Genomic DNA, 1,416 nt, shown 5'->3' on the forward strand with positions numbered 1-1,416 from the left:
GGTTGTGCCCATATAATTGTGTAAAAAGAAAATGAGTCATATCTATTCCATGATACAATGTTTTCGGCGAAGAAAATCTTGTATTGGAGGAATAAATAATGACTCAAATCAATCTTACACTAAATCTTGATAATTTAAAAGACCAGGTACTTAATTCTGAACTAGACTCGGTATTGAAATCGACACTTGTATTAGTTTTAAATGAAATCATGGAAAAAGAGCGCGAAGACTACTTGAATGCAAAGGCATATGAGCGTACTGAGGGGCGTGCTGATTACCGTAATGGTTATTACGAACGTGATTTTATGATGTCCATTGGGAAGATCAAATTAACTGTACCACGAACGAGAAATGGTCAATTCTCTACCTCTCTTTTTGAAAAGTATAGCCGTGTGGAACAGGCATTTGTCCTTTCCATGATGGAGATGGTTGTCAATGGCGTTTCGACTAGAAAGGTAACCAAGGTTGTTGAACAGCTTTGTGGAGAGAATGTATCAAAATCATTTGTCTCAACGATTACGAAGAAGCTAGATCCAATCGTCAATGAGTGGGCAAATCGTCCTTTAAACATCATGTACTACAAGTATGTATATGTAGATGCAATGTATATAAAAGTCCGCGAACATCATCGAATTGTATCAAAAGCCGTTTATATCGCAATCGGTGTAAATGCAGACAATAAAAGAGAGATTATTGGCTTAAATATCAATCATGGAGAATCAAAGGCTGGATGGAACCAATTTTTCGAACACTTAAAATCTCGTGGATTCCAATCTCCAAAACTAATTATTTCAGATGCACATAAGGGTCTAAAAGCTGCGATTGGCGAATCATTCGTTGGGTCAAGCTGGCAGCGTTGTACATTCCACTTCAAGAAGAATCTTTTCGATCATATGCCAAAGAAGAATTCAGAAGAGGCTAAGCATCTTTTACTAAGGATTTTTGATGCCGAAGAACCGGAAGAAGCAAGAAGTTTGAAAGCCGAATTTATGCAGAAATACGATGAACAAAAAGCTTTTAAAAATTTACTTGAGTGTCTAGACGAAGGGTTTGAGGATTCGATCCAATTTATGAACGAGCATATTGAATATCACAAAAAGTTAAGAACGACAAACAATCTAGAGAGACTAAACTCCGAAATTCGAAGAAGAGAGAGTGTCATCAGAATCTTCCCAAATACACAATCAGCCTTTCGACTGATTGGCGCAGTCCTAATGGATTGTCAGGAGAGATTAGATCCAGGAAACAGAAAATATTTAAATAAAACCCCCAAAAAAGCTTAGTGCATTAAAACGAGTATGGTCACGAAAAATTCAGCCGCCCCCATACTCTTCTTAAACATGATTAAATTTTAATAACTAAAAAAACAGTTGAAAACATTGAATTTTTATTTTACACAATAATAGTGGCTTGACC

The 1,416-nt window shown here is 36.3% G+C and carries 1 protein-coding gene; it reads left to right on the top strand.

The window, feature by feature from the left end:
* The first annotated feature begins 98 nt into the window (after positions 1–98).
* Positions 99–1,283, top strand: a complete 1,185-nt coding sequence (locus CN946_RS16050) for an IS256 family transposase (RefSeq protein WP_098862074.1) — start codon at positions 99–101, stop codon at positions 1,281–1,283.
* The last annotated feature ends 133 nt before the right edge of the window (positions 1,284–1,416 follow it).

Source organism: Bacillus sp. AFS053548 (assembly GCF_002575105.1).
Lineage (GTDB): Bacteria > Bacillota > Bacilli > Bacillales > Bacillaceae_G > Gottfriedia.

What these genes read in the sequence shown, in the direction of transcription:
- CN946_RS16050 (WP_098862074.1), top strand. Translation starts at nt 99, where the DNA reads ATGACTCAAATCAATCTTACACTAAATCTTGATAATTTAAAAGACCAG.